This window comes from Oceanicaulis sp. HTCC2633, assembly GCF_000152745.1.
Lineage (GTDB): Bacteria > Pseudomonadota > Alphaproteobacteria > Caulobacterales > Maricaulaceae > Oceanicaulis.
Genome location: NZ_CH672428.1, coordinates 333,480 through 359,492, shown reverse-complemented (window position 1 = coordinate 359,492; position 26,013 = coordinate 333,480). Strand labels below are relative to the sequence as shown.

Genomic DNA, 26,013 nt, shown 5'->3' with positions numbered 1-26,013 from the left:
TTCATTCTCTCAAGCCGGCCCCGGGTCAACCGCTTCAATCACCACAAAGGCCTGCGCATAGGGCGGCTCATCACTCATGGTCAGGTGAAACCGGGCGGCGCGGTCTTGCGGGATGCGCGCCGCCAGCTGGGCCTGCGCTTCACCGGTCAGGGTGATCACCGGTCTGCCGCCCTTCAGGTTCAGCACCTCGATATCGGTGAAGCTGACCCCGCGCCACAGACCGCCCCCAATGGCCTTTGCGCAGGCTTCCTTGGCGGCGAACCGCTTGGCGTAGGTGTTGATCCGGCCCGGACGCCCTTCCGCGCGGGCCTGCTCGGCCCTGGTATAGATCCGATCGAGAAACCGCGCGCCGAACCGCTCGATCGCACGCTCGATCCGGCGAATATCGGTCAGGTCGGATCCGACGCCCAGAATCACAGGGCGCTCTCCGCGCGCGCCTCGTCCATCAGCGCGCGCATGCGTTTCACGGCCGCGTCGAGTCCGGTGAAGATCGCCTCGCCGATCAGGAAATGGCCAATATTGAGCTCGGCGATCTCGGCAATGGCTGCGACCGGTTTCACATTGTCAAACGTCAGACCATGACCGGCATGAGGCTCAAGCCCCCGCTTGCGCGCCTCGACGGCCGCCATCCGGATGCGCTCAAGCTCTGCCGCCGCGGCATCCTGACCGCCTTCGAGCCAGAGCTCGGCATAGCGGCCCGTATGCAGCTCCACCACCGGCGCGCCAAGAACTTCCGCCACAGCGACCTGCACCGGGTCGGGTTCGATGAAGAGAGAGACCCGGCAGCCTGCGTCTGAGAGCTGGCGGACCACGGGCGCGATCTGGTGATGCAGACCGGCGACATCGAGTCCGCCTTCCGTGGTCCGCTCTTCCCGCTTTTCAGGAACGATGCAGGCCGCATGTGGCTTGAAGCCGACCGCAATCGCGGTCATCTCTTCAGTCGCCGCCATTTCAAGATTGATGGGCAAATCAGAGGCTTGTCGCACCTGCTGAAGATCCGCGTCCTGGATATGCCGCCGGTCTTCGCGCAAATGGATTGTCAGACCGTCGGCGCCGGCCGCCTGGGCCATGGCCGCCGCGCGTGCGGGGTCGGGATGCAGACCGCCGCGGGCGTTCCTGATGGTCGCCACGTGGTCGATATTCAGTCCCAGTCGCTGGCGCGGCGCGCTCATCAGGCAAGTCCCCGGCTGCCCGGCTTGATGGCCGGTATCCGTTCCAGCTCTTCAGGCAGATCGTCTGCGGGATAGGCCGGGAAGTTCACGGTTGCGAGCGCCACCAGAGGCACGCCCACATCGGCCTTGCCGCCCGAACGGTCCACGAGACAGCCTTCAGCGACAACCTTGGCGCCCGATTTCTCGATGGCGGCGATGCATTCGCGCGAGCTGAGCCCGGTGGTGACAATATCCTCGATCACCAACACCCGATCCGCCGCCGTGAGCTCGAAGCCGCGACGCAGGGCGAATTCGCCATTTTCGCGTTCGACGAACATGAAGGGCAACGCCATGTGACGGCTGGTTTCATAGCCCGGGATGATCCCGCCCATGGCGGGCGAGACGATAGCGGTGAATGGGCCATGACCTGCCGCCTTCAACGCCTCGGCCAGCGCCTTGCACAGGCGTTCGGTTCGCGCCGCATCGCGAAACACCAGGGCCTTTTGCAAAAAGACCGGACTGCGCAGCCCGGACGAGAGAATGAAATGACCTTCAAGAAGGGCGCCCGCCTCCTTGAACTCCGCCAGCACGTCCTCGGTGGTCATGCGGTCTCCTTTAAGGCAGGGTCTTCGGACAGGCGCGCACGCTCGGCCGAGACGACACGGTCGCTGGTCTTCAGCGCCGATACGATATTGTTCAGGTGGCGCGCGTCAAAGACCTCGACGTCAAACGCCATCTCGAAGAAATCTCGCGTGCGGGTCAGCGTCTTCACATCCGTGATATTGCCGCGCGCATCGCCCACAACGCCGGCGATCTCCGCCAGCACGCCCGGCTCGTTGCGGACCGTGGCGTGGATCCGCCCCACCGAGACGCCGCGCGTATCCGCCTCCGGCGTCCATTTGAGATCGATCCAGTTGGCAAGACTGGCCTCATCTTCCCAGGCGGCCAGACGCTCGCAATCAATCACATGCACCTGCACGCCGCGGCCCGGCTGCAACACGCCCACAATCCGGTCTCCCGGCATGGGGGAGCAGCATTCGGCGAAATGCAGGGACACGCCCGGCGTCAAGCCGCGGCCATGGACAAACAGGGCGCCCTTCTCGTCCTCGATCAGTTCGCGATCCGAAACGCTGTCGCCGCGATGCTCGCGCTGGCCTGGGAAGACCGCGTCGAGCATTTCCGATGAACTGACAGTGCCGCGCCCCAAAGCGATCAGCAGGGCCTCCGGCGTTTCAAGCTCCAGCCGCTTCAGGGCGTCGCCCAGGGCGTTCTCGCGGAATTCCTTGCCTTCACGGGCGAAGGCGTGCTCGGCGATGACCCGTCCGATACGAGCGAACTCCTCGCTCTCGGACTCGCGGATCAGCTTGCGGATGGCGGCGCGGGCGCGCCCTGTAACGGCCACCTCCTCCCAGCCCGCAGGCGGCTGGCGCTCGCCCCCTTTGACGATCTCCACCACATCGCCATTGGACAGGCGCTGGCGCAGCGGGCGTTCGCGACCATTGATGCGGGCGCCGATGGCGGTGTAGCCGAGCTCGGTATGCACGGCGAAGGCGAAATCGAGCGGGGTCGCTCCGCTTGGCAGCGCGATCAGGCGGCCCTTGGGCGTGAAGCAATAGACCTGGTCGGAAAACATCTCGAGCTTGGCGTGCTCGAGAAATTCATCCGGGTCCCCGCCCTGCTCCAGGATCTCGACGAAGGGACGCAGGCGATCCAGCGGATCGCCGCCTGCCTCGCGCGCCGCCTTGGGATCATAGGCATAGCCGTTTTCGGTCTTGTAGCGCCAATGCGCCGCAACGCCCGTATCAGCGACACGCTCCATCTCCTCGGTGCGGATCTGAAGTTCGACGCGAATATTGCCCGGCCCGATGATCGTGGTGTGCAGCGAGCGGTAATTGTTGGGTTTGGGCGTGGAGATGTAATCGTGGAAACGCTCGGGCACGCAGCGCCAGGTCCGGTGCACCACGCCGAGAGCGGCGTAACAGTCTTCCGGGGTCTCGGTGAGGATCCGGAAGGCGTAGATGTCGGCGATATCGTCGAAGGAGACGCCCTTCTTCTCAAGCTTTCGCCAGATCGAATAGGGCCGTTTCTCACGGCCGAAGACGCGGCATTCGATGCCCGCCTCGGTCAGTCGCTCTGACAGCGTCGAGGACACGATGGCCACAGCATCCGCGCGGGTTTCGCGCAATTCGGTCAGGCGGCGGGTGACAGACTCATAGGCGGCCGGATTGACGTTCTTGAAGGACAGGTTCTCGAGCTCGACGCAGACCCGGTTCACACCAATGCGTCGCGCAAGGGGCGCATAGATTTCAAGGGTCTCCAGCGCGATGCGCTCACGCTTTTCCGGCTTGGGCACATAATGCAGCGTACGCATGTTGTGCAGGCGGTCGCACAGCTTGACGAGAAGCACCCGGACATCACGGGTGATCGCCACGACCAGCTTCTGGAGGTTTTCAGCCTGCTTGGTGCGCTTGGAGGCGAGCTCCATCTGCCCCAGCTTGGTGACGCCGTCGACCAGCTTGGCCACATCGGATCCGAAAAGACGCTCGATGTCCTCAAGCGTCGCCAGCGTGTCCTCGACCGTGTCGTGCAGGAGCCCCGTGCACACCGTCGCCACGTCAAGGCGCAGCTCCGCCAGCAACATGGCGACAGCGACGACGTGGGAATAGTAGGGCTGCCCGGACTGGCGCGTCTGACCCTCATGGCTGTCGCGCGCAAAATCGTAGGCGCGACGGATCAGATCCGCGTCAGCCTGAGGATAATACGCCTGAACGCGCGCAACCAGATCGTCGGCGCTCGGGATTGCGTCGGCGGAAGCGAGCGCAGACGGAGACGCCAGCGCACTCATGAGGCTTAAAGTCGGCCGTCGGCCGGACCGTCACGGTCAGACTGCAGCGCCTTGAGCATGGCGGTTTCGTCCATCTCCGGCGCCGGGAGAGCCGGAGCAGCGGGCGCTTCGGTTTGCGGCACGCGTTCCTCGATGCCGCCCTCGTCATCGTCAGAGGGGATGACGCGCTGCAGACCGGACACCAGGCTTTCGCCCAGGGTCTCAAGGTCCAGCTTCTCGTCAGCAATCTCACGCAGGGCGACGACCGGGTTCTTGTCGTTGTCGCGATCCAGGGTCAGCTCCGCGCCGGCGGAGATGTTACGGGCGCGATGCGCGGCCAGAAGAACCAGACGGAACCGGTTATCGACCTTGTCAATGCAATCTTCGACGGTAACGCGAGCCATGCCGGGGGGCGCTCCTTGAATACGTAAGAGTTGAAAGAATGCTGATAGCTTAACTGGACGCGCGCTTCAACCTGTGCGTCGCAGCATGCAACACCCCGCCCGCAGGGCGGCAGCCCTTGCGGTCCTCCCAGCTGAGCCGTCCGATAAGACGATCGATCGGATCGGCTGAAACCGGACAGCGCCAGTGTGGCGCAATTTCCCGCAGAGGCAAGAGCACAAAGGCGCGCGTGGTTGCGCGCGGGTGCGGCAGAACCAGTCCGTCAGATGATTCCGGCGTGCGGAGGCTTGCCCTGAAGTCAATCAGGTCCAGATCCAGTGTTCTGGGCGCATTCGGAGTGGAACGCACCCGGCCGCAAGCCGTTTCCACACCGTGCAGGATCTGCAGGAGACGCTCAGGATCATCCTCTGGCCAGTCAATCTGGGCCGCTGCGTTGAGGAAAGGAGGCTGGTCCGGATCCGGCCAGGCCGGCGTGCGCCAGGGTCGCGAGCATGACCGGACTTCAACGCCTTCGTGACTCAACAGCTGCAATGCACGACGCAGGTTTTCAAAGGCCGTGCAACGGCGGTAGGGTTGGTTGGCTCCCAGGGCGACGAATATGCCCGGTCGGGCCTCATTCCCACTCAGTGATTTTTGGAAAGGCATAGAAATGACCTTCTACCCGAACGAGAAGCTCGGACTCTTCATCGATGGCGCAAACTTGTATTCAGCTGCGCGAAACCTTGATTTCGACATCGATTACAAGCGCTTGCTGGAGGAGTTCCGCAAACGCGGTCGCCTCATTCGCGCCAACTACTACACCGCTTTGATTGAAAGCGAAGAGTACACCCCCATCCGCCCCCTGATCGACTGGCTTGATTATAACGGCTTCAAGGTCATCACGAAGGCGGCCAAGGAATACACCGACGACTCCGGACGCCGCCGCATCAAGGGCGACATGGATGTCGATCTCGCCATCGATGTCATGGAAGCTGCGGATTATCTCGATCACATCGTCCTGTTCTCTGGCGATGGCGATTTCAAGAAGGTGGTCGAGGCCGTCCAGCGCAAGGGCGTGCGGGTCTCCGTCGTCTCGACGCTGAAATCCTCCCCGCCCATGGCGGCGGACGACCTGCGTCGTCAGGCCGACACCTTCATCGAGCTTCAGGATCTGGGCAAGCTGGTCGGTCGCGAACGCCGTCAGCGCGATTATGACGACTCCGATTCCGACGATGACGAATAGGACCATCCCGGCGGAGCCCGCGGCTGATTGCGCGCTCTGCCCCCGCCTTGTCGCGTATCGCCTTGAGAATGTCGCCGCGGAACCGGACTGGTTCAACGGCGCGGTTCCAAGTTTCGGCGATGAGCAGGCGCGTCTTCTGGTGGTCGGGCTCGCGCCCGGCCGCGGCGGCGCCAACCGCACGGCGCGGCCGTTCACAGGCGACTGGGCAGGTGATCTTCTCTACCCGACGCTTGAGGCATTCGGCTTTTCCAAAGGCCGTTTTGATCCAGACGGGAATGACGATCTGCGACTGGTGGACGCCATGATCACCAACGCCGTGCGCTGCGTGCCGCCCCAGAACAAGCCCATTGGCGCGGAAATGAACAATTGCCGGCCATTCCTGGCGTCGCGCATGGACGCCCTGCCCCGTCTGACGACCCTGATCTGTCTGGGACGCGTCTCACACGAGAACACGCTCAAGGCCCTCGGGTATAAACAGTCCGCCTTCAAGTTCGCCCATGGCGCGCGCCATGATGTGGACGGGCCGAACGGGCCTCTGGCGCTGTTCGACAGCTATCACTGCTCGCGCTACAACACGAATACCGGGCGGCTGACTGAAGCCATGTTCCACGACGTATTCCGCGACGCCCGCGCCCATCTGGACTCGCGCTAGACGGTCCACGCGCTAGCCGAAAGTCTTCATCAGGCGCGATTTCTGGCGCTGCCAGTCACGCTCTTTCTTGGTTTCGCGCTTGTCCACGGTCTTCTTGCCCTTGGCGAGGGCGATCTGGAGCTTGGCGATGCCACGCTCGTTGAAATACATGCGCAGGGGCACGACCGTGCGTCCTTCGCGGGCGACAGACCCCGCGATCTTGTTGATTTCCTTCTTCTTCAGAAGGAGCTTCCGGCGCCGGCGCGGCGCGTGGTTGAAACGGTTGCCATGATCATAGGGCGGAATGTCCGAATTGATCAGATACACCTCGCCATCTTCCGGGCTGACATAGGACTCGGCGATATTGGCCTTGCCTGCGCGCAGGGATTTCACCTCGGTGCCCACAAGCTGGATGCCGGCCTCGAAAGTCTCCTCGATTTCATAGTCGAAACGGGCGCGCCGATTGACGGCGACCAACCCGGCATCCTCTTTCTTCTTGCTCATAGCAGACCACAGCCTTCCATCGCCGCGCGCACTTTTTGCTTCACCGGATCCGGGCACTCCACCAGCGGCAGTCGGACTTCCTCCTCGCACAATCCCAGCAGCGAGAGGGCATATTTGCTAGGCCCCGGGCTCGGTGCGGAGAAGAGCGCTTCATGCAGGGGCTGCAGCTGATCGTTCAACATCCTCGCCTCATCCCAGCGACCGTCCAGACAGGCGTTCTGGAAACGGGCGCACAGATCCGGCGCGACATTGGAGGTCACCGATATGGCGCCCTGTCCGCCATGGGCGTTATAGCCAAGCGCCGTGGCGTCATCGCCGGATAGCTGGATGAAGGCGTCGCCAATCAGGTTGCGATGACGGGTGACGCGGGACATGTCGCCCGTGGCATCCTTGACCCCGATGACATTGGGATGGCGCGCCATCTCCGCCATGGTTTCAGGCGTGATGTCGACGATGGACCGTCCGGGAATGTTATAGACGAAGATGGGCAGGGCGACGGCGTCCGCAATGGCGGTGAAATGCGCCAGAATCCCGGCCTGGGACGGTTTGTTGTAGTACGGGGCCACGACCAGTCCGGCGTCCGCGCCCTTTTCCTTGGCGTGTTGCTGCAGCTGGATGGAAGCCGCCGTGGCGTTCACGCCAGTGCCCGCAATCACGGGAACGCGGCCGCCCGACACCTCTATGCAGAGCTCGACAACGCTCAGACGCTCCTCGAGCGTGAGCGCAGGCGTTTCACCGGTTGTTCCGGCTGGTACGAGCGCATGGGTTCCCGCTGCGATCTGGCGCTCGACCAGGGCAGCGAAGGCCTTCTCGTCAACGGCGCCATTCTTGAACGGAGTGACCAGCGCTGTCATGGAGCCTTTGAACATGGGGCTAACCTTCATCGGAACTTCAAATTCGGGCGCGGACCATACGCGCGCCATTGTTTTGCGCCAAGTGCAGAGGACAACCATGGACAGCCGCTTGCACTTGCCTCACCCTGATCCTCATCTGGCCTCAATATAGGACGTTAGCCGTGACCTCGTACCGCGCCGCGCTGCTCATGCTCGCCCTGGCCCTGCCCGTTTCCGCTGCGGACGCGCAAACGCCGTCCCCGCGCCTGAAGCCCCCTGTTCCCAACCATTCCCTGTTGCTCGACGATGCGGACTTCACGGCTTTCCGTCATGGCATGCGCGACGCCGATGATGATGACTGGGACGCGGTGCGCCAGGCCATCCTCACGATCGACAACCCGGTCGCGGACAATATCCTGCTCTGGCGGGTCGCGGTCAGTGATGCCCGAGCGCCCTTTTCCGATCTGGATCGCGCCATCGACGAGCTGGAGGGCTGGCCGCGGCATGACTCCATCCGGCGCGAGGCGGAATGGAAGATCGAGGATTCCGGTCTCAGCCCGGCCCTGATCGCGGCCTGGTTCGAGGATCGCGAACCGGTCACCGGCGAAGGCCGTGTGGCCCTGGGCGAAGCCCTGATCGAGCTGGGTCGGGCCGAAGAAGGCGCCGAGCAGATCCGCACCGCCTGGCGCACCCAGACCCTGAGACTGTCCAATCAGAACCAGGTGCTGCGCGAACATGGCGACCTTCTGGCCGGTGAAGACCACGCGGCACGGGTGGATTTTCTGCTTTGGGCCGGGCAGCGCACGGCCGCGAGCCGGTTGTTGCCGGAGCTGTCCGCAGGCGAACGCCGTCTGGCCGAAGCCCGCATCAGCCTCGCCAGCCGGTCCTATGGCGTGGACAGTGCGGTGGCCGCCGTTCCGGATTCGCTGAGCACGGCGCCCGGTCTTGTGTATGAGCGCGCCCGCTGGCGCCGGCAGCGCGGGCTCGACACCTCGCTCGAGCTGCTGCTCGAACTGCCCGACAGCTATGACAACGACGCCGCGCTTGAATCCATGTGGACCGAGCGCAAGCTGATGATCCTGGACCTGATCCGGGATCGTGACTTCGAAACCGCCTATGAGCTGGCCGCCGCCAACGGCATGGAGCGGGGCGTGGATTTCGCCGACGCCGAATTCCTGGCCGGATGGCTGGCGCTCACCAAGCTGGACCAGCCCGGCGTCGCTTTCGCCCATTTCGAACGGCTTGAAGAGGGCGTGACGACCCCCGTCTCCACCTCGCGCGCCCTCTACTGGCAAGGACGGGCTGCAGAAGCCTCGGGCGAGCTGGATCTGGCGTCAGAGCGTTTCGCCGCCGCGGCGGGCTATCCGACCGCATACTATGGCCAGCTCGCCATTCTCGCCCTGGGTCCGGACGCGGCGCAGCTCGATTTGCCGCCGGACCCCCAGCCCAGCGAGGAGGAGCGCGCCGCGTTCAACGCCCGGCCCGAAATCCAGGCCCTGCGCCTTCTGGCCGAGGTCGATGCGGACTATCTGTTCCGGGTCTTCATGTACCATTTCGACGACGAGATGCAGACGCCGGAAGAACAGGCGATGATCACCGATATCGCGCTGGAATACCTGCAGATCCGCCAGGCGGTGCGCGCCGCCAAGGCCGGACGCCTGCAGGGCATGATCCTGGCCGAACGCGCCTATCCGGTGATCGACCTGCCGGACACCGCGCCCGTCGCGCCCGAAGCCGCGCTGACCTATTCTGTCATCCGTCAGGAGACCGAGTTCGACCCGCAGGCGATTTCCGGCGCGGGCGCCCGGGGCCTGATGCAGATGATGCCGGCGACGGCCCGTCAGACCGCGCGTCAGCTCGATCTGCCCTACAGCTTTCACTGGCTGACCGATGATCCCAGCTACAACCTCACCCTCGGCATGGCGCACCTTCAGGAGGTGGTCACCGATTATGAGGGGTCGCTGGTGATGGCGCTCGCCGCCTATAATGCGGGCGGCCATCGCGTTCGGCGCTGGGTCGACAATTATGGCGATCCGCGCACCGACGACATCGACCCGATCGACTGGGTAGAGTCCATCCCCTTCTCCGAAACCCGCAACTACGTTCAGCGCATCATCGAGAACCTGCAGGTCTATCGGGCCCGTCTGAACGAGGGGCAGACCACGCCGCTCAACATCACAGAGGATATGGCCGGCCAGTTCGCCCGGGATCTGCCGGCCCTGCCCGACGACTTCGTCGCCGCCCTGCGCGAAGCCCAGGCCGCAGAAGCCGCGATGGAAGAAGCCCAGGTCGAACAAGGCCCGGACGCCCCGGTTCTGACCGGGCCGGAAACCGGTGAAGATGGCGGCGCAGACCGTCGCTAGGGCTAGCTGGACAGCGCCTGTTGAAAGACGGCGCTGTCCACATTGCCGCCCGTGAGAACGACAACCGTTGTCTTGTCCTTCACGTCGATCTTGCCCGACAGGACCGCGGCCAGCGCGGCCGCGCCACCCGGCTCCAGAACCAGTTTGAGCGTGTCAAACCCGTAGCGAACGGCATGCAGCGCTTCGAGATCGCTAATGACGCCCACGCCTGCCAGCCGCGGCTGGTTGATCGCATAGGTCAGCTCGCCCGGCGTTTCGGTGAGCAGCGCGTCGCACAGCGATCCGCCCTTGCGGGCATTCACGACCTTCTTGCCGCTATCCAGAGAGCGCGCATGATCATCAAAGCCTTCGGGTTCGGCGCCGAAGACGCGCGTCCGGGGCGAGAGCGCCTCCGCCGCCAGATTGATGCCGCCAATCAGACCGCCGCCCCCGACACAACAGACAAGCTGATCGGCCGTCTCGCCCCGGGCTTTCATGGTCTCGAAGATTTCCAGCCCGCACGTGCCCTGCCCGGCGATGACATCGGGGTGATCAAAGGACGGGATCAGAGCCGCGCCGCTTGTCTCGCAGAGCGCCTGCGCGATCTCGACCCGGCTCTCGGTTTCACGGTCATAGGCGCGGATTTCCGCACCCCGCGCCAGCACGCCCGCCTTTTTCACCTCGGGCGCGTCTTCAGGCATCACAATGATCGCCTTGATCCCCAGAATGCGAGCGGCTTCGGCCACGCCCTGGGCGTGATTGCCGGAAGAAAACGCCACGACCCCGGCCTGTCTTTGCGAATCATCCAGTCGCGCAAGGGCGTTGAAGGCCCCGCGAAACTTGAAGGTGCCGGTGCGCTGCAGGCATTCCGCTTTTAAAAATATGCGTCCGCCCATGCGTTCATTCAGGGCGTGGTTCATCAGGAGCGGCGTCTGAACCGCCTGATCTTTCAGGCGTGCGGCAGCTGCACGGACATCTTCGAACACGGGAAGCGGATGGGTCATGGTCACAAAGCCTTTCGCGGAGTTGTGCAGCTGCAAGAAACTGATGTGAAAGGGATTGCGTAGTGCGCTTTCGGGCCTTTTGATAGAGCCAACAACAAAACGAGCCGATGCGCGGCCTCGCGCATCAGGTGACAGGGGAGGACTACGACGTGCTACGCGGTCAGATGATGAACCGTCCGCTGATGATTGCGGACATCTTGCGCCATGCTGCCTTCAACCACGGTCAACGCGAGATCGTGTCCCGGCTTCCCGATACCGGAGAGATCCATCGCTACGGGTATGCCGATTGCTACAAGCGCACCCAGCAACTCGCCAACGTCCTGACAGGCCCTTTGAAAGTGAAGCCCGGCGACCGGATCACCACCATCGCCTGGAACACGCACCGGCATATGGAGCTGTATTACGCGGTCTCCGGCATCGGGGCCGTGGTGCACACCGCCAATCCGCGCCTGAGCCCGGAGCAGCTCGCCTGGATCATCGATCACGCCAAGGCCAAGCATGTCTTCTTTGACGTGACCTTCGCCCCGCTGGTCGACGCCGTCGCCAAGCATTGCAAGACGGTGAAGCGCTGGGTCGCCATGACCGGCGAAGCGACCAAGCCGGAAACCAAGACCAAGATCGACGTCTATGAGACCCTTCTGTCCAATGCAGACGATCATTACGACTTCCCCGAGTTTGACGAGAACGCCGCAGCGGGCCTGTGCTACACCTCTGGCACCACGGGCGATCCCAAGGGCGCGCTCTATTCGCACCGCTCAACGGTTCTGCACGCCATGGCGTGCTGCAGCGTCGACGCCATCGGCGTGGGCGCGGACGGCGTGGTGATGCCGGTCGTCCCCATGTTCCACGTGAACGCCTGGGGCGTGCCCTATGCCGCCGCCATGGCCGGCGCCAAGCTGGTGATGCCGGGCGCGCAGCTTGATGGCGAAAGCCTGCAATCCCTGATCGAGGGCGAGACCGTCAACCAGGTGCTGGGCGTGCCCACGGTCTGGCTGGGTCTTCTGCAATATCTGCGTGATAGCGGCAAACGCATCGATTGCGTCCAGAAGGTGCTGATGGGCGGCTCGGCCATGCCCGAAGCCCTGATGCGCGCCTATCAGGACGAGTATGGCGTCGAGATGCAGCAAGGCTGGGGCATGACCGAGATGAGCCCGCTGGGCACGGTCGGCAAGCTGCTGCCCAAGCACGAGGACCTGACCGAGGACGAGAAGGTCGGCATCAAGCTCAAGCAGGGCCGTCTCCTGTTCGGCGTCGAGATGCGCACCGTGGATGATGACGGCAATGTGCTGCCGCGCGACGGCCAGTCCGCCGGTCACATCCATGTCCGCGGCCCGTGGATCATCGACAGCTATTATCGCGGCGCCGGCCCGGACAGCTTCACCGATGACGGCTGGTTCAAGACCGGCGATGTCGGCCATATTGACCAGGACGGCTACATGACCATCACCGACCGCTCCAAGGACGTGATCAAGTCCGGCGGCGAATGGGTCAGCTCCATCGATCTGGAGAACGCGGCCATGGGCCATCCCGATGTGGCGATGGCCGCCGCGATCGGCATGCCGCATCCCAAGTGGCAGGAGCGCCCGCTCCTGATCGTGCAGCCCAAGCCGAACACCAATCCGACCGCGGATTCCATTCGCGACTATCTGGCGACCCGCGTCCCGAAATGGTGGCTGCCGGACGGCGTCGAGTTCATTGATGAAATGCCGATCGGCGCAACGGGCAAGATCCTCAAGACCAAGCTGCGCGAGATGTTCAAGGACTACACCTTCCCTGAATAGCACGCGTCCTTTCGCAAGACGTGAAACCCCGGTCCTGCCAGGCCGGGGTTTTTCGTGTCCGGGACCTTACGGGATCGTCACTTGAAGTCCGGACCCGCCACCCCCACATTTATCGACAAACAATAAGGAGGTTGGTCATGGACGTTCTGATTCTGCTGGTGGTGCTGAATTTTCTGCCCACGGTGATTGCGCTCTTGCGCGGTCATCACAACAGCTTTGCGATCTTTCTGACAAACCTGTTGCTGGGCTGGACTGTTGTCGGCTGGATCATCGCCCTGATCTGGTCCTTCACCGCAGTGGCGCGGCCGGTCCGGGCGTAAGAGTATAAACGAGGCGTTTACCATCTGAGTATTACCCCTGTGATATTGAACACACGGGGAAATTCATGCTCAGCTTCGGTCGCAAACCTGACGCGAACGCGTCGGCCACTCTCGGAACGGCCACACCGGCGAACGCGCCTGCACCTGACTGGGCCAACGCCCTGTCGACGGCGATCCGCGAGATACGATGCGGTCGCTCGCCCGAGCTGAGCGGCTTGCCGCCGCAAGCGGCGAGCGCCCTCGCCGAGCTGCATCAGGAGCTCAGGGCGCGAAACGCCGCCGAGCTTGAGCGCACGGTCAACGCCTCGGTTCAAAACTCGGAAGCCATGGCCGCCGTCGCCCGCGCGACAGGTGAAGTGCGCAAGATGGACACCCATGTGTCGGGCATGTCCACGGCGGTGGAGGAGCTGGACTTCTCCATTCACTCGATCACCAAGCTGGCCAATACCGGCGCCGACTCTCTCAGCGCCTGCGTTGAGCAATCCCAGACCGCTCTTGAGGCCGTGCGTCTGACCCGCTCGGAAACCGAGCAGCTGGGCGGCGCCTTCGAAACCATCACCGGGCGGGTCACCGATCTTGAACAGGCCTCGCGCCAGATCGCGGAAATCGTCGACACGATCGCCGCCATCGCCGACCAGACCAATCTTCTGGCCCTGAACGCCACGATCGAAGCCGCACGCGCCGGTGAAGCCGGACGTGGCTTTGCAGTCGTTGCGGGCGAGGTGAAGGCGCTCTCGGGCCAGACCGCGAAAGCGACCGAGGATATTCGCCAGCGCATGGATCATCTGCAGCAGCAGGTGGCCGCCATCACCGAAGCCGTCTCCAATTCCTCCGGTTCTGTTCAGGAAGGGATCAATGCAGCGAACGCCTCAGAAAACGCCGTAAACTCGGTGACGGACACCATGCGCGAGAGTGCGCGGATCGTCTCGGAAATCGCCCAGCTGATCACCGAACAGTCGAGCGCCACCACGAACCTGTCGAGTTCTGTCAGCGAGATCGCCAGCGGCGCCACCCGCGCGCGCGAGCGTGTTGAACATGTGGTGGAGGCCAGCGCCGGCACCGAATCCACGATCGGCCAGACCCTGGCGGCCCTGAGCGAGCGCAATATCGACAACTTCGTCCTGCACTGCGCCAAGTCCGACCATCTGCTCTGGAAGAAGCGGCTCAACAGCATGCTGGTCGGGGCCACGAAACTCAGCGAGAGCGAACTCTCAGATCACCGCTCCTGCCGTCTGGGCAAATGGTATGAATCCGCCCGCTCCGAATATGGCCGCATCCCGGCCTTCCAGGCGATCGAGGCGCCGCACGCCAGGGCGCATGAATGCGGCAAGCGCGCCGCGCGCCTGTGCGCCCAAGGCGATTACGCCGGCGCCGAAGCGGCCGTTGAAGAAATGGAAGCGGCTTCCGAAGAGGTGATCAAGACGCTCGACCGGCTTATTGGCGAGCTGAGCGCCGATACGGTCAGCAAGGCGTCCTGACGCTTCCCGGTTCTGAACCATCACGTGCGGCGGAGCAATCCGCCGCCCGCGTCTTGTCCGCTAACGAAAATCGCTGATTTCGGAGAGCGCCTTTTTCTGAAGCGCGTGAAGCGGGACTTGCGCACCCTCCTTGGGATAGCCGCAGACGATCAGCATCATTGGCTTCTCAGATGCAGGGCGTTCGCAGATCTCGGTCAGGAAGCCCATCGGATTGGGCGTATGGGTCAGGGTCGCCAGGCCCGCCTGGTGCAGGCTGGCGATCAGCAGGCCGCAGGCGATGCCGACGCTTTCAGAGACATAATAATTCTTCCGGTCATCGCCCGGCTTCGGTCCGCCGCGGCGTTGGGCGAACACGGCGATGATCCAGGGCGCGGTTTCCAGAAACGGCTTGCTGGCGTCGGTGCCCAAAGGCTCCAGCGCCTCAAGCCATTCCGCGCTGGCCTTGCCCTCATAGAAGGCGCGTTCTTCCGCTTCCGCCGCTTCGCGCAATTGCGTCCTCAAAGGGCCCTGCCCCAGAACGGTGAAATGCCAGGGCTGGTGATTGGCGCCATTGGGCGCGGTGCCGGCGGTCAGGATCGCCGTCTCGATGATCTCACGCGGGACGGAGCGGTCGGAGAAATCGCGCACCGTGCGCCGCTGACGCATGGTGCTGTAGAACGCCTCCGCCCGCGCGCGCATTTCGGCTTCGGGCAGTTCGGAAAATTCAAGCGGGGTCACGGGATGGGTCATGGGCGCATTCTTATCGCGAATGCGCCCGGACGCCATTCACGAATGAACTACACCTGCGTCCAGTCGAGGATCACCTTGCCTGCCTTGCCCGAGCGCATGGCGTCAAAGCCGGTCTGGAAGTCGGTCGCCGGCAGGCGATGGGTGATGAGCTGGCTGACGTCGAGGCCGGATTGCAGCATGGCCAGCATCTTGTGCCAGGTCTCGAACATTTCCCGGCCATAGATGCCCTTGAAGGTGATCGCGCGCATGATCAGGCTGCCCATATCAAGATTGAACGGCTTGCCGGGCAGGCCCAGCATGGCGATCTTGCCACCCATCACCATGTTCTCGACCATCTGGGTGAAGGCCGGCTCCGCGCCCGACATCTCCAGCCCGACGTCAAAGCCCTCGGTCATTTTCAGACGCGCGCGCACATCCTTGAGATCATCCTTGGTGGTGTTCACCGGAACAGCCGTAGGGCAGACCTTTTCCAGAAGCGCCAGACGATCCGGATTGATGTCGGTCACCGCGATATGGCGCGCGCCGCAATGACGCGCCACCGCGGCGGCCATGATGCCGATCGGGCCTGCGCCCGTGATCAGCACGTCCTCGCCCACAAGATCAAAGGCGGTGGCGGTGTGAACCGCATTGCCCAGCGGATCCAGGAAGGCCGCCTGCTCCATCGCGACTTCATCGGGCAGCGGCACAACGTTGAAGGCCGGGATGACGAGGTATTCGGCGAAGGCGCCGGGCATGTTCACGCCAATACCCTTGGTGTCGGGATCGAGGTGGAAGCGCCCCGCGCGCACAGCGCGCGATTTCTGGCCTACCACATGGCCTTCGCCGGACACGCGCATGCCGGGGCTGACCCGGGTCACGTCCGCGCCGACCTCTTCGATCACGCCGCCGAATTCATGGCCCACAACCATGGGCACCGGCACGTTCTTCTGCGCCCAGCTATCCCAGTTGTAGATGTGCACATCGGTGCCGCAGATGGCGGTATTGTGCACGCGGATCAGGACATCGTCCGGTCCCACGACCGGCTTGTCGACCTCCTGCAACCACAGACCTTCTTCGGCTTTGGCTTTGACGAGGGCTTTCATGAGGGGGCTCCCGGATTGAGAGGTGGACGTCTCGGCTCGGTTTGATCACGCCCCGCGCGGAAAGAAAAGAGCGCCCCTCATTGATGTGCTTCCGGATCAGCCCTCATGCCCGTGCGCGACCGGCGGAATGATCCGCGCAATCACGCCAGAGTTGGGGAACGGCGCCGTCAGAACGCCGCGCACCGGCGTCCAGGCGACCCCCAGGAGCACCACAATGCCGCCCAGCACCAGCAGCGTCACGGCAGCCACGCCCGCGCCATCAAGGCCCAGCTGATTGACCAGCACAGCCAGCGCCACGCCGGTCGTCAGCAGACCCGAGACGATCAGGGCCCGCCTGTTGATCAGGAGGGAGATGAGCGCAAAGACGGCGATGACGACCAGGGAGACAATGGCGGCGCGCAGCGCATATCCATCCTCGGTCATGGGCATGAATACAGGCCCTGTCCCCAGAGGCGACGCGCCGTCCGCCTGCGCACCCGTAATCGCCAGGGTGACAGCGGCCGATAGCAGCATCGGGGCGGCAAAGAAGTGCAGCCAGAACCCCGTTCCCGACAATCGCGTTGTCCGCGCCGGGTCCCGCGCATCGAAGGCGATGCCGCTCAGGAACAGCGCCAGCCCCATCAGGAGATTGATCAGCGGATTGAACCGCACAACCGTATAGGGGTCGATCACCAGCCAGGCCAGCATGGCGAAGCTGACAAGCGCCAGTCCGGTCAAACCGCCCGCAAACGGCAGACGGAAGCTTGAATAGTAAAAGGCGCTGACGACCAGCGCCGATCCGCCAAACACAATGGGCATCAGACGAATCGTCCAGGGCAGATCCGCCAGCATGGCGTCGAACGCCTCCCGCGACAGCGCGCTCGTGCTGGTGATGCTGTCGACCGCCGCATCAAAGGCGGCGGAGTCAAACTGCGCCATGATCAGCCGGATATAGATCCAGCTCAGGGCAAGACTTGCGAACACCACAAACACGCAGCACAGGACAATGCCGGGAAGGATGCGGCGCTGGCGTCCGACGAGGAGCGCCGACAAGCTCCAGGCCATGAGACCGATCAGCGCCAGCAGCGTGATGGCGGCGGCATGAGAACTGAGCGAGCCCGCTTCCAGTCTCAGGGATTCATGAAATTGCGCGCCGCCCAGGCTCAGTCCCGTGAACAGGATCACCACGCCAATGGTTGTGAAGATGTCGTGGAAGTTATTGAGAAAGGGCAGCATCTCATCGCCCGGTCGCGCGCTGTTGGCGGCGCCTTCATCGGCCGCAATCGCTGCAGTCTGAGTTTCGGTCATGGCGTCCCCCTGCCTGACTTGCATCAACGCCAGACTGACACGCGCACACGCAAAGCGCACCTTAAACCGTACGCATTCCCCTGATCAGGGCGCTCGCAGGCTGTCGCGCTCGATGACTTCGCCATGCAGGATAACTGCGTCAATGCTGCGCCAGGCGCTCACGCTCTCGAACGGGTTCTCCTTCAAAAGCACCAGATTGGCGATGAAGCCCGGTGCGATCTGGCCGTACTCGGTTTCAAGACCGAACTGGTTGGCAATGGTCAGCGTGCCGGAGCGGAAGATATCGGTCGCGCTCATGCCCGCCGCGGCCATGGCTTCCATTTCCAGAAGCGTGCAAAGCCCGGGCTGATTGATCGCGGTGGGGCTGCCGGGGCAGTCGCTCGCCAGCATCACCTTATGGCCCTGGCCGTGCAGATAGGCGAGCGCGCGCTGACCGCGCTGCACGCCGAAGCCGAAAATGCCGGCGATTTCCTCGCGCGGCATGTCGGCGGGGAAATCAGACGCCAGCTCATCGGCGAACCAGTCCGCCCCGCCCTGACGATAGAAGATCATCAGGTCAGACGGCGTCACGGATACAAGGTCAGGATTGTCCAGTGCGCCGGGGCGCACATGGTCAGAAAGGCCGCCCATCACGCGCAGGGTCGGCATATAGCCCACATGACCCGCGACAACCCGGTCGAGAGTCTCCACTACTGGCGGATCGCCCTCGGGCCATTGCCAATTCCACAGGCCATGCGCCATCACACCCAAGCCGTGATCAAGCGCGATCTCGTACATGTCGATGGCGTTGGCGTGCACGAGAACCGGCATGGTGCGGGCATCCGCTTCGGCCTTGATGGCGTCGAGCGTCTCCCCACTCATCAAGGGCCAATCATTGGCGGCCCCAAATCCGTCCTCGAGATAGACCTTCACGCATATTGCGCCGTCAGTCTGCATGCGCTCGATCACCGATGCGGCGTCTTCGGGCGTATCGATATCATAGGGATAGGCGCCTTCCGGGTTTTCGCCCGCGCGCTGGTTGACCGGATAGCCGTCATGCGGCCCCGGAACCTCGCCACAGCGCAGCAAATCGGGATGATGCGGCTGATCGGTAAAGACCTCCCAGCCCGTCAGCGGGGCCGGGTCGAGCACTTGCGTCACGCCATGATAGAGCAGGCTGCGCGGCTGTTGCGTCATATAAGCTGCGACCAGAGCAGGATGCTCATTTGCTGGCGGCAGTCCCGCCGCGCCCATGCCCGGCACGAAGGAGACGTGGTGGTGGCTGTCCGTCAGGCCGGGCGCCAGATAACGCCCCTGCCCGTCCAGCAGCATTTCCTCGCCTTGCGGCTCAAGCAGCTGCTCGCTGATCTCGACGATCCGGCCATCGCGAATCCTTACAGACTGATCCGCCAGGACCGCATCGCGTTCCGGGCTGGCGATCGTGACATTGCGAATGACGAGATCATCAGACGGAACCGCCTGAGCGGTGAGAAGCGCAAGAGAGAGCGCAGCAATTGACATGATGTAAACTCCCGATTTGAGCCGGGGTTTACATCACGTCAAATCGGCTGAGAAGCCTGACAGATGTCAGGTCAGGATTAAATTTGGGTCAGATAACCCCCAGCTCCTTGCCCACCTTGGTGAAGGCGGCGACGGCGCGGTCGATCATTTCGGGGGTGTGGGCGGCGCTCATCTGGGTGCGGATACGGGCCTGGCCCTTGGGCACAACGGGATAGAAGAAGCCGATCACATAGACGCCCTCCTCCATGAGCTTGTCGGCCATCTTCTGGCTCAGCGACGCATCGCCCAGCATCACCGGGATAATCGGGTGTTCGCCCGGCAGCAGGTCAAATCCCGCTTCGGTCATGCCGGTGCGGAAGCGTTTGGCGTTGTCAAACAGGCGGGCGCGCAGATCATCGCCCTCACGCACCATTTCGAGCGCCTTGAGGCTCGCGCCCGCAATGGCCGGGGCCAGAGAGTTCGAGAACAGATAGGGACGCGAACGCTGGCGCAGAATGTCGATGACCGGCTTCTTTGCGGCGGTGAAACCGCCCATGGCGCCGCCAAGCGCCTTGCCCAGCGTGCCGGTGATGATGTCCACCCGACCCATTACGCCGCAATGTTCGACCGAGCCGCGACCGTTCGGGCCCATGAAGCCGTGGGCGTGACAATCATCGACCATGGTCAGCGCGTCATACTTATCCGCCAGATCACAGATGTCCTTGAGATTGGCGATATAGCCATCCATCGAGAACACGCCATCGGTGACCACCAGAATGGTGCGCGCGCCATCCTCGCGGGCCTGCTTGAGCTGGGCCTCGAGATCATTCATGTCCGAGTTGGCGTAGCGATAGCGCTTGGCCTTGCACAGGCGCACGCCATCGATGATGGAGGCGTGGTTCAGCGCGTCGGAGATGATCGCGTCTTCCGGGCCCAGCAGCGGTTCGAACACGCCGCCATTGGCGTCAAACGCGGCGGCATAAAGGATCGCGTCTTCCTGGCCGGTGAAGTCGGCGATCGCCGCCTCAAGCTCTTTATGGACCTCCTGCGCACCGCAGATGAAGCGCACGGACGCCACGCCATAGCCATAGCGATCCAGCGCAGTCTTCGCCGCCTCGATCAGCTCGGGCCGGTTGGCGAGGCCCAGGTAATTGTTGGCGCAGAAGTTCAGCACATGGCGCTCGGCGCCATCGGTTCCGCGCACATCGATCTCGGAGAATTGCTGCGAAGTGATGGTGCGTTCGCGCTTGTAGAGACCCTCCGCTTCGATCTCGGACAGGGTCTCGGTCAGGCGGTCGTAAAAACTCTGGGACATGGGTGGACTCCCTTCAAAGATCGAAACTGGAAAGCAATCTAGCTCAGCGACAGCGTCTTGCCCGGCGCGATGTCCGCGAGGCTCTGCTTGACATGGATCAGAGCGGGCTTGCCGGCATTGAGCGCTTGATCGAGGGCCGCAGCGAAGTCTTCGGTTTTGTCGACGAAAAAACCCGCACAGCCACACGCTTCCGCCATCAGCTTGAAGTCGGGATTGGCCAGATCCGTACCGCTGACCCGCCCCGGATAAGCGCGCTCCTGGTGCATGCGAATGGTGCCATAGGCGCCATTGTCAAAGACGCAAACGACAATGTTCGCGCCGTGCTGAACGGCGGTGGCGAGCTCCGGCGCGGCCATCATGAAATCGCCATCCCCGCACACCGCGATCACCGGACGGTCGGGGCAATGCAACTTGGCGGCGATCGCCGCCGGCAGGCCATAGCCCATCGCGCCCGAGGTCGGGGCGAGCTGGCTGGGGCAGCACTGGTGCACCCAGAAACGATGCAGCCAGGCGGCGAAGTTCCCTGCGCCATTGGTCATGATCGCTTGACCGCCAAGCTTCTCGGACGTTTCACGCCAGATGATTGACGGGTTCACATCGCCGGTCACCTCGACCGGCTCGATCCAGGCGTCATAGGCGGCGCGGCACTGCTTGACCCACTGGCTGCGCGTGGCGGCGCGCTCTGGCCTGGAGGCCGCGTGGATATTGCTCAGCGCGGGGCCAGCCTGGGCGGTGACTGCGAGCTTCGGCCGGTAGACCCGCCCCAGCTCTTCTCCGCCCGGATGGATATGGACCAGACGGTCCGCCACGCCTTCGGGCACATCGAACAGATCATAGCTCTGGGTGGTCATCTCGCCGAGGCGAGGACCAATGGCGACGATCAGGTCCGCCTCACGCAGCGCCCCCACGACAGCGGGGCAAGCGCCAATGCCCGCCTCACCGCCATAATGGGAATGCTTGTTATCAAACAGGTGCTTGACGCGGAAACTTGTTATGACGGGGCAATTCATCTGCTCGGCAAATGCGTGCAGAGCCGTCCGGTCTTCATCGCGCCAGCCCGGCCCGCCGACCATCACGACCGGGCGATCCGCCGCATCGATCATCTGGGCGATTTCGGAGGCAGTGCTAGCGGACACTTCACTGCGCGCCATCGACAAGGCCGCCGCAGCAGGCGCGTTCGCAATCTCGGTCAGCATGTCTTCAGGCAAGCCGACAACCACCGGGCCCGGACGACCATTCATGGCGAGCGAGAAGGCGCGCATCATCATTTCGGGCACGCGGGCGGGATCACGGATCTCGAACGCCGCCTTGGCGAGACCGGCGAAGGCCTGCCCGTAATCAAGCTCCTGGAACGCCTCGCGGCCCTCATCCTCGCGCCGGACCTGACCGACGAGAAGGATCATGGGCGTGGAGTCCTGAAGCGCGGTGTGTACGCCCACAGCGGCCTGGGTGGCGCCTGGTCCGCGCGTGACGAAACAGATGCCCGGCCTGCCGGTCAGCTTGCCATAGGCTTCGGCCATGTTGGCGGCGCCCGCCTCGTGACGACATTGAATGAAAGGGATGCCTGCATCCACCAATGCATCAAGAGCCGCCAGGTAACTCTCTCCCGGAACACCGAAAATCCGTTCAACGCCATTGGCGGACAAGGCGTCGATAAGGTGCTGGGCGCCGGTGCGGGAAGGCATGATGTGGGTCTCCAGGATTGTTGACCCGATCTGCTAACGCGCACCGGCGGTGCAAGGCAAGCGTCAGGCGGCGCGCACGCCAGCGAGGAAGCGCTCGATCGTCGCCTTCAGACCCTGGGCTTCACCGGCGACGGCGACGCTGGCCTGATCGAGATCCCGCGCGCCCTGGCTCGCCTGATCGGCCCTTTGCTGCGCCTGACTGACCTCAGAGCGCACTTCGCCTGTGGCTGCTGCGGCGTTCTGCGCGGAGCTTGAGATTTCCGCGGCCGCCGCCCGCTGCTCTTCCATGGCGGCGGAAATGGCGGTGGCGATCTCATAGGTCTCGCCAATGACGCCGGTAATCTTTTCGATGGCGGCGACCGAGGCTTCGGTCGCGTTCTGAATGCCCTTGATCTCGGTGGAAATACTCTCGGTGGCGTGCGCAGTCTGCTCGGCAAGCGCCTTCACTTCGCTGGCCACCACGGCAAACCCCTTGCCGGCCTCGCCGGCGCGCGCGGCCTCGATGGTGGCGTTGAGCGCCAGAAGATTGGTCTGTTCGGTGACGTCGGCGATCAACTGGATAATGCCATCGATCTTCTGAGCCGCCTCCGCCAGCTTCTGCACGTCGGCGCGGGTCAGATCCGCTTGCTCCACGGCAGCCTTCGAGACCTCGGAGGAGCGCAGCGATTGCTGGTTGATCTCACTGATCGCCGCCGTCAGCTCCTCAGCCGCCGCCGCCACAACCTCGACGCTCTCGGCCGAGGTTTGCGCAGCGCCATCCAGAACGCGCGCTCCATCGGCGGTCGCGCCCGCATTGGACTTCATGCCATCAGACGAGGCGCGCAGTTATTCGCCCGCCGCCTCAAAGGCCGAAATCGCCAGCGCAGCGCTATTGTCGAATTCGGAAACCAGCGCCTCGATCTGCTCCGCCCGGCGAAGTTGCGCCTCCCGAGCCGCCTTGGCCTCGGCTTCCAGCCGTTCACGCTCCTGCGCGGAGGCCTGCAGGACTTTGACCGATCTCGTGAGGTCCGTCACTTCCTTGCCATCCGGCTCGGGCAGAGCCGTGTCCGTATCACCTTGCGCCAGCCGCTCCACGGCGCCGCAGAGACGCGCCACGGGTCGCTGAATGGAACGGTTGAGCAGAAAGGCGCCGGCAAACAGAAGAAGGATCACGACCAGATTGCCGACCGCCAGCACCATGATGTTGGACCAGATCCGCGCCTGGACATCATCCACATAGACTCCGGCCCCGACAATCAGCCCCCAGGGCTCGAACAGCTCGACATAGCTGCGCTTGGGCACCGGCGCATCAGACCCTGCGCGCGGCCAGCCATAATCCACATAACCGGCGCCGTCCGCCCGGGCGACCTGCGCCATCTCGCGGAACAGATACAGGCCGTTCGGGTCCTTATTGCCATACATGGACTGGCCGTTGAGATCGGGACGCACAGCGTGCATCACCATCACGTGGTCCAGATCAAAGACGAAGTAGTAATTGTCGCCCTCAAACCGCATATCGCCCAGGACCCGCATGGCGGCGGCTTGCGCTTCAGGCTGCGACATCTCTCCGGAGTCCACGCGGGCCTGATAGGAGTTCATCGTTGTCGATGCGATTTCTATGATATCGCTAAGTGACTGATCAACTTCATGAAGTATTCCGCGCCTAAGCTCCACGGCGCTCACAGTCGTCAGGGCGACGAGCAAACACGCCATGACGGCGCCCGCAAGATAGAGCTTCTGACCAATGGATGCATTCTTCAGCATGGTTCTGTATCCCGGAGCCGTATGCCCGGAGAGTTCAGAGCGAGTCTGTTAACGCATCATTATTTATTGAATTCATTGCCAGAAAGAGCGATCAAAACCCGTAACGGACACCCAGATTCAAGGTCAGAGGCTCACCCGGGAAATATCTGTATTGCCCAAAAGCAAAATCGGCGCGCTCTGCATATCGTTCATCCAGAACATTTCTTGCTGCGAGATATACTGACAGATTGTCCCGCACTTCCACAGCAGCCCTGACATGCAACAGATCGTGGCCGTCATAGAGCGCGGTATTGCCAGCATCCGCAAAATACTCGCCCACATGCACCCATTCGGTCTCGAAGCGGAGCCGGTCTGTCGCATCCCAGATCAGACGCAGGTTTGACAGCCATTCCGGCGCCGTATCGATCCGCGCCCCCTTGCGGATCTGCTCTGATCCTGCACTGGCCCCGCCATTGAAATCATATTCATGCACGGCCCAGCTGACTGCGCCTTGCAGACGGATTTGATCGGTCAGCGAAACCCCTGCTTCAAGCTCGACGCCGTGATGACGGGTCTTCGCACCCGTAACAGTCAAACCGTCCGCATCACGGAGAATGACATTGTCCTTGCGCATGACATACCCCGTCAGCTCCACCCGGTAACGCCCGCTCGTCGAATTGAGGCGAATGCCGCTCTCCAGGCTGTCCAGGGTTTCAGGCTCGATGCCTTCAACGCTCTGACCGGGTTGAAGCCGGTAGAGCTCTGCGGTCTGGGGGGCGCGGACGCCTCGCGCGGCGCGCCCGAACACGGAGACCACGTCATTGACCGTATAGATCCAGCCGGCATGGGGAGCCAATGTGTCAAAGGAATCCTGCCGATCCGGAAGCCGAAGATAACGACCGACCACGCCATCCGGGGCAGCATTGGCGTAGTCATAGCGCGTGCCTTCCCACCGCACGCCAGCGTCGAGCCGCAAGCGGGGCGTCACCTGCAGCTCGGCCATCAGGAAGCTTGCAAGAGTCCGGGCGCTGACCTCGTAATCATAGTGAACGCCCTGAACAAACGGCCCGAGAGTTGGACGGGTCTGGATTTCGCTCAGAACGCCCTCCGTCAAATCTGCATCAACCCCGAGACGGATCACGCTGCGATCCAGCGTCCAGACCAGTGCGGACTGAATCCCAACGGAATCGTGACCGCTGTCTTCCAGCGCTTCGGACGGCAGGAAATGCATTCTGAACTGCATGTCGTTGCTGCGTGCGAAAAGCACTGTCTGCGCGCTGAGCGTCTCGGACAGCGAGCGTTCGAGATGCAGCGCCGCCCGCAAGGCATAAGCGTTGCGGAAGGCTTCCGGGTCGGCGTTCCGACGTGACGCGCCTTCATCCTCATAGGCCCGGAATCCGTTGACGAAGGTCGCGGTCTCCTGCTCGAGATCCACAGCCGAGACCCGCAATGACCAGTCGGTCTGAGCAGAGCGGCCATCCAGACGCGCCTGCAGTACCCGACGGTCCAGGGCGGCGTCATCGCGCCAGCCATCTTCATGACGCAGCCCCAACCCCAGCCAGCCCGATCCGAAGCGGGTGTCGCCGCCCAGTGAAGCGCGCAGGCCGGCACGGCCGTATGAACCAGCCTCAAGAGACACTGTGCGCCCCGCGGTTTCCGGCTCGGGCGTAAGGACATTCACAAGACCATGCAGCGCATTGGACCCGTATGCCGCAGAGCCGGGACCGCGGACGACCTCGATGCGGCCCGCCAGGCTGTCGGCGGCTTCAAACAGACCATTGATATTGGCGAAGCCAGCGGCGCGCAGCGGCACCCCGTCCTCAAGATAGAGAAAACTGCCAGCCCCCTGGCTGCCTGTAAGGACAGGCGAGCGGATCGCAGTGAGATGCTCGGCGCCGTTCCCGCGATGCAGATTGACGCCCGGCAGGCGATTGAGCGCCTCGCTGACATGATGAGCGCCGATCTGCTGGATCTCTTCACGATCCAGCACTGCAGTCGCCAGCGGGGACTGGCTTTGCAGCGCTTCGCTGCGGGTCCCCGTCACCACGACCACATCACGAAGGCTCCCGCTATCCTGAGCATCCGCAGCAAAACCGCTCCCGGACACCCAGGCCAGACCGGCGACAGAACCAAGCAGATGCGTGAGGACAAGGCGGGGCATGGCGAACAATCCCTGGACGGCGGACGTGATCGGACCTGCTCTAGGGCAGGCGCGCGCCTCA

At 63.4% G+C, this 26,013-nt stretch carries 24 protein-coding genes; 6 read left to right on the top strand and 18 right to left on the bottom strand.

What is annotated here, in order from left to right:
- Window positions 1-9: 9 nt before the first annotated feature.
- The 6 genes from acpS to folK are packed head-to-tail and all read right to left on the bottom strand — an operon-like array spanning window position 10 to window position 5,022.
- On the bottom strand, window positions 10-417 hold the full coding sequence (gene acpS / locus OA2633_RS01805) for a holo-ACP synthase (RefSeq protein WP_009800766.1): 408 nt from the start codon (window positions 415-417) through the stop codon (window positions 10-12).
- Entirely contained in the window at window positions 414-1,172 is a 759-nt protein-coding gene (locus tag OA2633_RS01800) for a pyridoxine 5'-phosphate synthase (RefSeq protein WP_009800765.1), read from the bottom strand. Before OA2633_RS01800 ends, acpS begins: the two co-directional genes overlap by 4 nt.
- Complete coding sequence (gene pyrE, locus OA2633_RS01795; RefSeq protein WP_009800764.1) at window positions 1,172-1,756, bottom strand: orotate phosphoribosyltransferase; 585 nt, start codon at window positions 1,754-1,756, stop codon at window positions 1,172-1,174. Before pyrE ends, OA2633_RS01800 begins: the two co-directional genes overlap by 1 nt.
- The gene (locus tag OA2633_RS01790) at window positions 1,753-3,996 is read right to left on the bottom strand and encodes a bifunctional (p)ppGpp synthetase/guanosine-3',5'-bis(diphosphate) 3'-pyrophosphohydrolase (RefSeq protein ID WP_009800763.1); all 2,244 of its coding nucleotides are present in this window, start codon (window positions 3,994-3,996) and stop codon (window positions 1,753-1,755) included. Before OA2633_RS01790 ends, pyrE begins: the two co-directional genes overlap by 4 nt.
- Before the next feature lie 5 nt (window positions 3,997-4,001).
- Window positions 4,002-4,379, bottom strand: coding sequence for a DNA-directed RNA polymerase subunit omega (gene rpoZ, locus OA2633_RS01785; RefSeq protein ID WP_009800762.1), 378 nt, complete (start codon window positions 4,377-4,379; stop codon window positions 4,002-4,004).
- Window positions 4,380-4,428: 49 nt separating this feature from the next.
- Window positions 4,429-5,022 carry a 2-amino-4-hydroxy-6-hydroxymethyldihydropteridine diphosphokinase gene (gene folK / locus OA2633_RS16665; protein WP_083783163.1) on the bottom strand — a complete coding sequence of 198 codons (594 nt, stop codon included), beginning with the start codon at window positions 5,020-5,022 and terminating at the stop codon, window positions 4,429-4,431.
- Between the two features lie 4 nt (window positions 5,023-5,026).
- On the opposite strand from folK, the gene OA2633_RS01780 reads away from it, so the two are divergent.
- Window positions 5,027-5,599, top strand: a complete 573-nt coding sequence (locus tag OA2633_RS01780) for an NYN domain-containing protein (RefSeq protein WP_009800760.1) — start codon at window positions 5,027-5,029, stop codon at window positions 5,597-5,599.
- Window positions 5,589-6,251, top strand: a complete 663-nt coding sequence (locus tag OA2633_RS01775; RefSeq protein WP_009800759.1) for a uracil-DNA glycosylase — start codon at window positions 5,589-5,591, stop codon at window positions 6,249-6,251. Before OA2633_RS01780 ends, OA2633_RS01775 begins: the two co-directional genes overlap by 11 nt.
- Window positions 6,252-6,263: 12 nt before the next feature.
- On the opposite strand, the gene smpB is transcribed toward OA2633_RS01775, so the two are convergent.
- Both smpB and dapA read right to left on the bottom strand, forming a co-directional pair.
- On the bottom strand, window positions 6,264-6,734 hold the full coding sequence (smpB, locus tag OA2633_RS01770) for an SsrA-binding protein SmpB (RefSeq protein WP_009800758.1): 471 nt from the start codon (window positions 6,732-6,734) through the stop codon (window positions 6,264-6,266).
- Window positions 6,731-7,603, bottom strand: coding sequence for a 4-hydroxy-tetrahydrodipicolinate synthase (gene dapA / locus OA2633_RS01765; RefSeq protein ID WP_009800757.1), 873 nt, complete (start codon window positions 7,601-7,603; stop codon window positions 6,731-6,733). The genes smpB and dapA overlap by 4 nt, the downstream gene beginning before the upstream one ends.
- Window positions 7,604-7,749: 146 nt before the next feature.
- On the opposite strand from dapA, the gene OA2633_RS01760 reads away from it, so the two are divergent.
- Window positions 7,750-9,930 carry a lytic transglycosylase domain-containing protein gene (locus OA2633_RS01760; RefSeq protein ID WP_009800756.1) on the top strand — a complete coding sequence of 727 codons (2,181 nt, stop codon included), beginning with the start codon at window positions 7,750-7,752 and terminating at the stop codon, window positions 9,928-9,930.
- A 2-nt stretch (window positions 9,931-9,932) separates the two neighbouring features.
- Here the strand turns inward: OA2633_RS01760 and OA2633_RS01755 are convergent, their stop codons facing one another.
- Complete coding sequence (locus OA2633_RS01755; protein WP_040612897.1) at window positions 9,933-10,913, bottom strand: threonine/serine dehydratase; 981 nt, start codon at window positions 10,911-10,913, stop codon at window positions 9,933-9,935.
- A 107-nt stretch (window positions 10,914-11,020) separates the two neighbouring features.
- Between OA2633_RS01755 and OA2633_RS01750 the strand changes: the two genes are divergently transcribed.
- The 3 genes from OA2633_RS01750 (at window position 11,021) to OA2633_RS01740 (ending at window position 14,492) form a co-directional block, all read left to right on the top strand.
- Entirely contained in the window at window positions 11,021-12,694 is a 1,674-nt protein-coding gene (locus tag OA2633_RS01750; RefSeq protein WP_009800754.1) for a long-chain-fatty-acid--CoA ligase, read from the top strand.
- Between the two features lie 137 nt (window positions 12,695-12,831).
- On the top strand, window positions 12,832-13,014 hold the full coding sequence (locus tag OA2633_RS01745) for a superinfection immunity protein (protein ID WP_009800753.1): 183 nt from the start codon (window positions 12,832-12,834) through the stop codon (window positions 13,012-13,014).
- A gap of 65 nt (window positions 13,015-13,079) precedes the next feature.
- Entirely contained in the window at window positions 13,080-14,492 is a 1,413-nt protein-coding gene (locus OA2633_RS01740) for a methyl-accepting chemotaxis protein (RefSeq protein WP_009800752.1), read from the top strand.
- Window positions 14,493-14,552: 60 nt separating this feature from the next.
- Here OA2633_RS01740 and OA2633_RS01735 read toward each other — a convergent pair whose 3' ends face one another.
- The 9 genes from OA2633_RS01735 to OA2633_RS01700 form a co-directional block, all read right to left on the bottom strand.
- Window positions 14,553-15,221, bottom strand: a complete 669-nt coding sequence (locus tag OA2633_RS01735; RefSeq protein WP_009800751.1) for a nitroreductase family protein — start codon at window positions 15,219-15,221, stop codon at window positions 14,553-14,555.
- Window positions 15,222-15,268: 47 nt separating this feature from the next.
- The gene (gene tdh, locus OA2633_RS01730) at window positions 15,269-16,303 is read right to left on the bottom strand and encodes an L-threonine 3-dehydrogenase (RefSeq protein ID WP_009800750.1); all 1,035 of its coding nucleotides are present in this window, start codon (window positions 16,301-16,303) and stop codon (window positions 15,269-15,271) included.
- 96 nt (window positions 16,304-16,399) lie between these two features.
- Window positions 16,400-17,590, bottom strand: coding sequence for a hypothetical protein (locus tag OA2633_RS01725; protein WP_009800749.1), 1,191 nt, complete (start codon window positions 17,588-17,590; stop codon window positions 16,400-16,402).
- An 84-nt stretch (window positions 17,591-17,674) separates the two neighbouring features.
- Window positions 17,675-19,090 carry an amidohydrolase family protein gene (locus tag OA2633_RS01720; RefSeq protein WP_009800748.1) on the bottom strand — a complete coding sequence of 472 codons (1,416 nt, stop codon included), beginning with the start codon at window positions 19,088-19,090 and terminating at the stop codon, window positions 17,675-17,677.
- An 88-nt stretch (window positions 19,091-19,178) separates the two neighbouring features.
- Window positions 19,179-20,384 carry a glycine C-acetyltransferase gene (locus tag OA2633_RS01715; protein WP_009800747.1) on the bottom strand — a complete coding sequence of 402 codons (1,206 nt, stop codon included), beginning with the start codon at window positions 20,382-20,384 and terminating at the stop codon, window positions 19,179-19,181.
- Window positions 20,385-20,422: 38 nt separating this feature from the next.
- Complete coding sequence (locus OA2633_RS01710) at window positions 20,423-22,069, bottom strand: thiamine pyrophosphate-dependent enzyme (RefSeq protein ID WP_009800746.1); 1,647 nt, start codon at window positions 22,067-22,069, stop codon at window positions 20,423-20,425.
- A 63-nt stretch (window positions 22,070-22,132) separates the two neighbouring features.
- Window positions 22,133-22,873 carry a methyl-accepting chemotaxis protein gene (locus OA2633_RS15100; RefSeq protein WP_009800745.1) on the bottom strand — a complete coding sequence of 247 codons (741 nt, stop codon included), beginning with the start codon at window positions 22,871-22,873 and terminating at the stop codon, window positions 22,133-22,135.
- A 21-nt stretch (window positions 22,874-22,894) separates the two neighbouring features.
- Window positions 22,895-23,812 (bottom strand): cache domain-containing protein, encoded by a 918-nt coding sequence (locus tag OA2633_RS15095; RefSeq protein WP_009800744.1) that lies wholly within the window; start codon window positions 23,810-23,812, stop codon window positions 22,895-22,897.
- A 91-nt stretch (window positions 23,813-23,903) separates the two neighbouring features.
- Window positions 23,904-25,952 carry a TonB-dependent receptor gene (locus tag OA2633_RS01700; RefSeq protein ID WP_009800743.1) on the bottom strand — a complete coding sequence of 683 codons (2,049 nt, stop codon included), beginning with the start codon at window positions 25,950-25,952 and terminating at the stop codon, window positions 23,904-23,906.
- Window positions 25,953-26,013 lie beyond the last annotated feature (61 nt).

Coding starts and splice junctions, on each gene's coding strand:
- OA2633_RS01710 (WP_009800746.1), bottom strand. CDS start 22,069: ATGCCTTCCCGCACCGGCGCCCAGCACCTTATCGACGCCTTGTCCGCC.
- dapA (WP_009800757.1), bottom strand. CDS start 7,603: ATGTTCAAAGGCTCCATGACAGCGCTGGTCACTCCGTTCAAGAATGGC.
- OA2633_RS01725 (WP_009800749.1), bottom strand. CDS start 17,590: ATGACCGAAACTCAGACTGCAGCGATTGCGGCCGATGAAGGCGCCGCC.
- OA2633_RS01790 (WP_009800763.1), bottom strand. CDS start 3,996: ATGAGTGCGCTGGCGTCTCCGTCTGCGCTCGCTTCCGCCGACGCAATC.
- OA2633_RS01745 (WP_009800753.1), top strand. CDS start 12,832: ATGGACGTTCTGATTCTGCTGGTGGTGCTGAATTTTCTGCCCACGGTG.
- rpoZ (WP_009800762.1), bottom strand. CDS start 4,379: ATGGCTCGCGTTACCGTCGAAGATTGCATTGACAAGGTCGATAACCGG.
- OA2633_RS01715 (WP_009800747.1), bottom strand. CDS start 20,384: ATGTCCCAGAGTTTTTACGACCGCCTGACCGAGACCCTGTCCGAGATC.
- OA2633_RS01720 (WP_009800748.1), bottom strand. CDS start 19,090: ATGTCAATTGCTGCGCTCTCTCTTGCGCTTCTCACCGCTCAGGCGGTT.
- OA2633_RS15095 (WP_009800744.1), bottom strand. CDS start 23,812: ATGCTGAAGAATGCATCCATTGGTCAGAAGCTCTATCTTGCGGGCGCC.
- OA2633_RS01735 (WP_009800751.1), bottom strand. CDS start 15,221: ATGACCCATCCCGTGACCCCGCTTGAATTTTCCGAACTGCCCGAAGCC.
- OA2633_RS01800 (WP_009800765.1), bottom strand. CDS start 1,172: ATGAGCGCGCCGCGCCAGCGACTGGGACTGAATATCGACCACGTGGCG.
- OA2633_RS01755 (WP_040612897.1), bottom strand. CDS start 10,913: ATGACCCATCCGCTTCCCGTGTTCGAAGATGTCCGTGCAGCTGCCGCA.
- OA2633_RS01750 (WP_009800754.1), top strand. CDS start 11,021: ATGCGCGGCCTCGCGCATCAGGTGACAGGGGAGGACTACGACGTGCTA.
- OA2633_RS15100 (WP_009800745.1), bottom strand. CDS start 22,873: ATGAAGTCCAATGCGGGCGCGACCGCCGATGGAGCGCGCGTTCTGGAT.
- smpB (WP_009800758.1), bottom strand. CDS start 6,734: ATGAGCAAGAAGAAAGAGGATGCCGGGTTGGTCGCCGTCAATCGGCGC.
- tdh (WP_009800750.1), bottom strand. CDS start 16,303: ATGAAAGCCCTCGTCAAAGCCAAAGCCGAAGAAGGTCTGTGGTTGCAG.
- pyrE (WP_009800764.1), bottom strand. CDS start 1,756: ATGACCACCGAGGACGTGCTGGCGGAGTTCAAGGAGGCGGGCGCCCTT.
- folK (WP_083783163.1), bottom strand. CDS start 5,022: ATGCCTTTCCAAAAATCACTGAGTGGGAATGAGGCCCGACCGGGCATA.
- OA2633_RS01740 (WP_009800752.1), top strand. CDS start 13,080: ATGCTCAGCTTCGGTCGCAAACCTGACGCGAACGCGTCGGCCACTCTC.
- OA2633_RS01775 (WP_009800759.1), top strand. CDS start 5,589: ATGACGAATAGGACCATCCCGGCGGAGCCCGCGGCTGATTGCGCGCTC.
- OA2633_RS01780 (WP_009800760.1), top strand. CDS start 5,027: ATGACCTTCTACCCGAACGAGAAGCTCGGACTCTTCATCGATGGCGCA.
- OA2633_RS01700 (WP_009800743.1), bottom strand. CDS start 25,952: ATGCCCCGCCTTGTCCTCACGCATCTGCTTGGTTCTGTCGCCGGTCTG.